Raw genomic sequence first — 7,008 nt, 5'->3', positions numbered from 1 at the left:
ACTGCCGGTTTACGACAAGCCGATGATCTACTACCCGCTGACCACGCTGATGCTGGCGGGGATTCGCGACATCCTGATCATTTCCACCCCACAGGACACCCCGCGTTTCGAACAGCTGCTGGGTGACGGCAGTAACTGGGGTTTGAATCTTTCCTACGCCGTACAGGCCTCCCCGGATGGCCTGGCCCAGGCTTTCATCATCGGCGAGGACTTTATCGGCAACGATCCGTCGGCGCTGGTGCTGGGTGACAATATCTATCACGGCCACCATTTTAATGAGCTGTTGCAAAGCGCAATGGTGCGACGAGAGGGCGCCAGTGTCTTTGCATATCACGTCAATGACCCAGAGCGCTATGGCGTTGTCGAGTTTGACGGTCAGGGCAAGGCGATCAGCTTGGAAGAGAAGCCAACTCAGCCAAAGTCCAACTATGCCGTAACCGGGCTTTATTTCTACGATAAACAAGTCGTCGATATCGCCAAAAGCATCAAGCCGTCTCCTCGCGGTGAACTAGAAATTACCGATCTTAACCGTGTCTATATGGAGCAAGGTGAGCTATCGGTAGAAATAATGGGTCGTGGCTATGCTTGGCTGGATACGGGTACCCACGACTCACTGCTCGAAGCCAGCCATTTCATTGCTACGCTTGAGCACCGCCAGGGCCTTAAAGTCGCTTGCCCTGAAGAGATAGCCTTCCGTCAGAACTGGATCGATGCAGAGCAACTGGAGCGCTTGGCTGCGCCGCTGCTCAAGAACGGTTACGGCCAATACCTCAAACGCCTGCTCCACGAGACAATTTACTAATGAAAGTGACACCATTAGCTGTAGCTGACGTATTGTTATTTGAGCCGAAAGTGTTTGGTGATGATCGTGGCTTCTTTTTTGAAAGCTTCAACCATCGCTCCTTTGAAGAGGCTATCGGCCGCTCGATACAATTCGTGCAGGACAATCACTCTCGTTCAGTCAAAGGAGTATTGCGTGGTCTGCACTATCAGATGCATCAGACTCAAGGAAAGTTGGTGCGCGTTGTACAAGGCGAGGTGTTTGATGTTGCTGTGGATATTCGCCGTAGCTCTGTGACATTTGGGCAGTGGGTGGGCGCTTATCTTTCTGCGGAAAACAAGAAACAACTGTGGGTGCCTGAAGGTTTCGCTCATGGTTTTGTTGTGCTCTCGGATACTGCAGAGTTTCTCTATAAAACAACGGATTACTATGCACCTTCGCATGAGCGATCGATTCTATGGAATGATCCGGCTCTAGCTATAGAGTGGCCAATAAATGAGCCTCCAGCGCTATCAGCAAAGGATCTGCAGGGTTCATTGCTGGCTCAGGCTGAGGTTTTTGATTAATGCAGAACTTTTCCTCCTCTCCTATAGAAATGTTTGCAAGTTATTGGCGTAATCGATCTCTTATTAACACGCTTACGAAGCGAGAGATATTGGGGCGATACCGGGGCTCTAGTTTTGGTCTGCTTTGGTCATTCTTTAATCCAATACTAATGCTTGCAGTTTACACCTTCGTTTTTAGTGTGGTCTTCAATGCGCGTTGGGGGGCGGGAAGTGGTGGTTCAAAAACAGAATACGCTCTTGTTTTGTTTGCGGGCCTTATAGTGTTTAATATTTTTGCTGAGTGTGCTAGTCGTGCTCCGGATTTGGTTTTGTCCAATGTTAATTATGTGAAGAAAGTTGTTTTTCCTTTGGAGATTTTGCCTTGGGTGATACTTGGGGCTGCCTTGTTTCATGGGTTGGTAAGCCTCTTCGTGTGGCTAATATTTTATTGTATTTTTTTTGGTGTTCCTCACTTAACGGTGCTCTATTTTCCCGTAGTTGTTTTTCCATTGATTGTTTTTTCGATGGGGGTTTCTTGGGCGCTTGCTTCCTTGGGTGTGTATTTGCGTGATATATCACAGGTGATCGGTGTGGTGATTACTATGCTCATGTTTCTATCTGCGATATTTTATTCTGTATCATCCCTTCCAGAAGACTATCAAGTAATTATGCAAATGAATCCTCTTGTGCCCATTATTGAGCAAGCCAGAGAAGTTTTGGTTTGGGGGAAAGAACCGAGTTATTCACTGTTACTTTTCTACTTTGTGGGGGCATTAATTTTTGCGTGGCTAGGGTTTGCTTGGTTCCAGAAAACGCGAAAGGGGTTTGCTGATGTCCTCTGAATATTCTGGGAAAAATGCGTTTGATTCTGAAGTAGCGTTGTTAAAGCGTTGCTCGGACGGTGATGTCGCTATTCGTGTGAGCAATTTAAGTAAGTGCTTTCAGATTTATAGCAAACCAAGTGATCGACTTTTGCAGATGCTAAGTCGGGGATATAAGCGATTCTATCGTGAATTCTGGGCTTTGAAAAATGTCTCTTTTGAAATAAGGAAGGGAGAGACTGTTGGTATCGTTGGTCGTAACGGGAGCGGAAAGTCCACGCTATTACAAGTGATTTGTGGCACTTTAAACCCTACAGGGGGAGAGTGCGTAGTTAATGGTTCGATTGCTGCACTACTGGAGTTAGGAGCGGGATTTAATCCGGAGTTTACAGGGCGTGAAAATGTTTATTCATACGCAGCTATACTCGGTCTCACGGAAGAGCAAATTAATGCGCGTTATACTGAGATTGAAGCGTTTGCTGAGATAGGCGCATTTATTGATCAGCCTGTAAAGACTTACTCAAGTGGTATGTTTGTGCGGCTGGCATTTGCGGTATCAGTCGCTCGCGAGCCGGATATCCTGATTGTAGACGAAGCATTGGCTGTTGGTGATGATGCATTTCGTCGTAAATGTTTCGCGCGTATTGAAACACTACGAGCAAATGGTACCACTATCTTATTCGTATCTCATGCCGCAGCCATGGTTGTAGAGCTTTGCGATCGGGCTCTACTGCTGGATAATGGCGAATTGCTGTTTGATGGTTCACCCAAAGAAACCACGGCGCTTTACAATAAGCTATTGTTCGCCCCTGAGGTTCGTCGTGCTCATGTTCGAGAGGAAGTAATCAGGGCCATGCAGGTCTCTGGTGCCAATCCGGATATTAGCATGACGGCAATTGGTCACTCGGTTGTCGCGCCAAATATTAAGACGGAAAGTGCACATTATATTGAAGGCATGGTGTCACAGACTCGAATGGAGTATGAACAACACGGTGCTATTATTATAGATCCGCATATCGAGACCATTGAAGGCGTACGCGTCAATAGTTTGGTTGCGATGCAAGAGTATCAATATTGCTATGCGGTTCGCTTTCTCGAGAATGCGTATAATATTCAGTTTGGTATGCTGATTAAGACTGTTAGCGGCCTCGAAATTGGTGGTGCTAATTATCCTGCGGTAAATAGGTTCTTACCCGCGGCGAAATCTGGGCAGACGTATGAGATTCGTTTTGGTTTTCGTGCTCTGATGAACCCGGGTACTTACTTTTTTAATGCGGGGCTGCAAGGTGAAACTTCAGTTACTTCTGAGCGTATCTACCTCCATCGTATACTCGACGCGGTAATGTTTCGAGTCCAGGCCTATGAGGGTTGTATGACTAACGCCCTGGTTAATTTTGATATTGCCTCGATGGCCACCATTTCGGAAGAGTGACTTATGATTGAGATGACGAAGCGAGTCATAGTCGTGCTTGGTATGCATCGCAGCGGTACAAGCGCGATAACCCGTGGGCTACAAGTGCTTTCGGTAAATCTTGGAGATAAGTTGATCGGTGCGATTCCTGGAAATAACGACAAAGGCTTTTGGGAAGATGCTGAGATCAACGCCTTTAATGAGGCTCTTTTAGAGAAGCTTGATTCATCTTGGCATAGTCTTGGTCCATTGGATGATCAAGCTTTGTTGCAGGAAGAATTTCTATCAGAGCGTATTGCGGCACTTACCCTTCTGAAAGGTAAGCTCTCGGATAATAGTGTGTTGGCGTTCAAGGATCCTCGCGTTGCTATACTGCTACCATTCTGGCAGGCAGTATTCGCTGAGCTTGGTATGAGTGCTAGTTACCTTATCGCTGTTCGTAATCCTCTAGAGGTCGCACAATCGCTGCTCAAACGTGATAATTTTTCCGAAGTAAAAGGTCTGATGTTATGGGCTAAGCACTTGGTAGGAGTACTTAGAGGAACTCATCAGCAACAGCGTGTATTTGTGTCTTACGAGGCTATGCTTGATGCGCCTGAAGAGCAGCTGAAGAGAATTGCTCGAGTACTTGAATTACCATCTCCGGATTCTGCTCCACAAGCACTTCGAGAGTATGCGGAAGAGTTTCTTACTCCGGGGCTTCGGCATAATGTGGCAGCATGCGGTCTACTGAGTGATGCCCAGCAGGTTTCTCCATTCATTCAAGAGCTTTATCTGCTACTTCAGCAACTATCTACAGATATGCTACCTGTCAACGGAAGTGAATTTGAACAGCGTTGGAGAGTGCTTGAACAGCGCTTTCTCGAATTTGTTCCTCTGATGGCGTACCTTGACAGTCTAGAGAATGCCTGCGATGTTGCGACTCGTGAATGCGCAAGTGCTTTACAACAACTGGCTGAATTTTCTAGTTTAAGGGATGTTGCAGTAGAAGCTAGTCAAGGATTGGCTGAGTCACATGATCAGTTGCTTACCGAACTATCTAGCCAGCGCAACCTCTTTGAACAACTGCAAATCCAGCATTTGACTACAGAGCACGCTTTGAATAAGTCTACAGATGAATATCGGATTGCGCGTGAGGTATACGAGCAGAGCGTGATTGAAAAAGCTGATCTGATTGAGCAGTTAGATACTGCGCGCGAAGCCGCCCAAAAAGACGCCCTTCGATTCACTGAAGTATTAAGCAGCCGTTTTGAAGAGTTTACAAAAATGTGCGTTGCCTATGAACAGCGCCTAAATGATAAGTCTAAACTGGTTGATCAGATTAGTATTAGTTTGAAAGTCGCTCAGGATGAAGTCTTGCGTCTTGCCGAGGCGCTAGATAGTACAGTTAAAGAACACGCGCTAATGGCGGACTCATACGAGCAGCGCCTGAATGAAAAGTCTTTACGGGTTAATCAGATTGGTGTTGACTTGAAAATAACACAAGATGAAGTTTCGCGGCTTGTGGATGCGCTTGATAGTCGAGTTGAAGAACATTCGAAAATTACTGAATCCTATGAGCAGCGCCTCAAAGAGCTTGAAGGATTGAGCGATAGTTGCGATCATCTGCAGAGCAGACTAACGGTATTGGAAAACCTACTTTTAGCTGAACAAAGTAAGGTGTTTGACCTAAGTCAGCAGATATCTCAATCTAATATTCAGTTGGCCCTGTCTAATAATGAACTTGCCCAGATTATTAGCAGTAAGTCTTGGTTTTTGACAAAACCACTGCGGTTCTTTCGCAGAAGTGCGGTGACTAAACCTGGTTTGTTACTTCGACGAATAGTTTCTGATAGTGCTCATAGCCTGTGGCACAAGCTGCCTGGTGGTGCAGAAACCAAGAGCCGCCTTAAAGGTAAGATGTTCACCGCACTGCCGAGCTTGTTTAGTTGGAGCCGATCCTATCGAAACTGGAAAAACTTCACAGCGCCGATCGATGGTAGTGAGTACATAATTCCCTTTGTTGCTACCTTACCAGTGCAAACGGAGGTCAGCGCAGAGTATGTTCCTTTGCTTCGCCGCGAGCCCTTAGAAAACAAGTCGACAAAGTTGATTTGTTTCTACTTGCCACAGTTTCACCCTATTGCTGAGAACAATGAGTGGTGGGGTGAAGGATTTACTGAGTGGTCTAACGTACAACCGGCTCAACCCCAGTTTGTTGATCATTACCAGCCTCATATTCCTGGTGAGCTTGGTTATTATAGTCTGTTGGATACTGAGGTTCAGCGGCGTCAAGTTGAACTTGCCAAACTTTATGGAATTGAAGGTTTCTGCTTCTACTTCTATTGGTTCGGTGGTAAGCGCCTGCTAGAAACACCGATTGAAAACTATCTTAAAGACACCAGCTTGGAGCTGCCATTTTGTTTGTGCTGGGCAAATGAGAACTGGAGTCGACGCTGGGACGGCTTGGACAGCGAGATTTTGATTGATCAAAAACACTCACCGGAAGACGATCTGGCTTTTATCGCCTATGTAGCTCAATACATGTGTGATTCGCGCTATATTCGTATTGATGGAAAGCCACTTCTGATGGTTTATCGTCCTAGTTTATTACCGTCGGCCAAGGAGACGGTCGAGCGCTGGCGTGCCTGGTGTCGAAATAATGGAATTGGTGAAATCTATCTAGCTTATACTCAATCATTTGAAACTGTTGATCCAAGTAAATATGATTTCGATGCGGCTATCGAATTTCCACCAAATAACTCCGCCCCTCCGAATATTACGGAAAGTGTGACTCCTCTAAGAGACGACTTCGGCGCAAATGTTTACGATTGGCGAGTTTTTATCGAGCGCAGTCAGAATTATAAAAAGCCTGGATATACTTTGTTTCGAGGCGTTTGTCCGGCCTGGGATAATACCGCACGGCGTAAGAGCAAAGGTTCAATCCTTCTTAACAGTTCACCGTTGGGTTACCAACAATGGTTGAGTAATGCTATAGACGATACCTGTGAGCGTTTTGAAAACTCTGACGAGCGATTGATTTTCGTCAACGCATGGAATGAGTGGGCAGAGGGCGCGCATTTAGAGCCGGATCAGCGTTATGGTTATGCTTATCTTGAAGCCACTCGCATGGCGCAGGTGCGTAAATCTCTATCCCATCAGACACAATCTTCTGAGTGTCCTCTGGCGATTGTTGTACATGCTTTCTACGAAGATGTTTTCGATGAAATACTCGATTATTTAGATGCAATTTGCTCGACGCCGTTCATGCTCTATGTAACTACGACTCACGAGCAGCAAGCGTCTGTCGGTAATAAGCTGTCTCTACGAGGTCATAATTTTAAATTGCTGCCGGTTAAAAATCGTGGCCGGGATGTCTTACCATTTATCAAGATTTTGCCTCAGTTGATTTCCGGTAGACATGATTATGTAATAAAGGTGCATACGAAAAAATCAACCCATCGTGAGGAC

Annotated in this window: 5 protein-coding genes; all 5 read left to right on the top strand. The window is 46.0% G+C overall.

Features of this window, described 5'->3' with window-relative positions; genetic code table 11:
• Positions 1–802 (top strand): glucose-1-phosphate thymidylyltransferase RfbA (rfbA, locus tag A7D21_RS33500; RefSeq protein ID WP_069553813.1); only part of this gene is annotated, 802 nt, incomplete at its 5' end.
• Complete coding sequence (gene rfbC / locus A7D21_RS33495) at positions 802–1,347, top strand: dTDP-4-dehydrorhamnose 3,5-epimerase (protein WP_069553812.1); 546 nt, start codon at positions 802–804, stop codon at positions 1,345–1,347. The genes rfbA and rfbC, both read left to right, overlap by 1 nt.
• On the top strand, positions 1,347–2,168 hold the full coding sequence (locus A7D21_RS33490; protein ID WP_069553811.1) for an ABC transporter permease: 822 nt from the start codon (positions 1,347–1,349) through the stop codon (positions 2,166–2,168). The genes rfbC and A7D21_RS33490 overlap by 1 nt, the downstream gene beginning before the upstream one ends.
• Positions 2,158–3,579, top strand: coding sequence for an ABC transporter ATP-binding protein (locus tag A7D21_RS33485; RefSeq protein ID WP_069553810.1), 1,422 nt, complete (start codon positions 2,158–2,160; stop codon positions 3,577–3,579). The genes A7D21_RS33490 and A7D21_RS33485 overlap by 11 nt, the downstream gene beginning before the upstream one ends.
• 3 nt (positions 3,580–3,582) lie before the next feature.
• Positions 3,583–7,008, top strand: a 3,426-nt coding sequence (locus A7D21_RS35700) for a glycoside hydrolase family 99-like domain-containing protein (RefSeq protein WP_171902671.1), incomplete at its 3' end; no start/stop codon positions are given.

The organism is Pseudomonas sp. AP19 (genome assembly GCF_001728855.1).
In the GTDB taxonomy this organism is placed as follows: domain Bacteria; phylum Pseudomonadota; class Gammaproteobacteria; order Pseudomonadales; family Pseudomonadaceae; genus Aquipseudomonas; species Aquipseudomonas fluorescens.
Note: the sequence above shows the minus strand (reverse complement) of the source record. Positions and strands in the feature narration are given on the sequence as shown.

Bases quoted from the DNA above. Each gene is read 5' to 3' on its own strand.
- rfbC (WP_069553812.1), top strand. From the start codon at position 802: ATGAAAGTGACACCATTAGCTGTAGCTGACGTATTGTTATTTGAGCCG.
- A7D21_RS33490 (WP_069553811.1), top strand. From the start codon at position 1,347: ATGCAGAACTTTTCCTCCTCTCCTATAGAAATGTTTGCAAGTTATTGG.
- A7D21_RS33485 (WP_069553810.1), top strand. From the start codon at position 2,158: ATGTCCTCTGAATATTCTGGGAAAAATGCGTTTGATTCTGAAGTAGCG.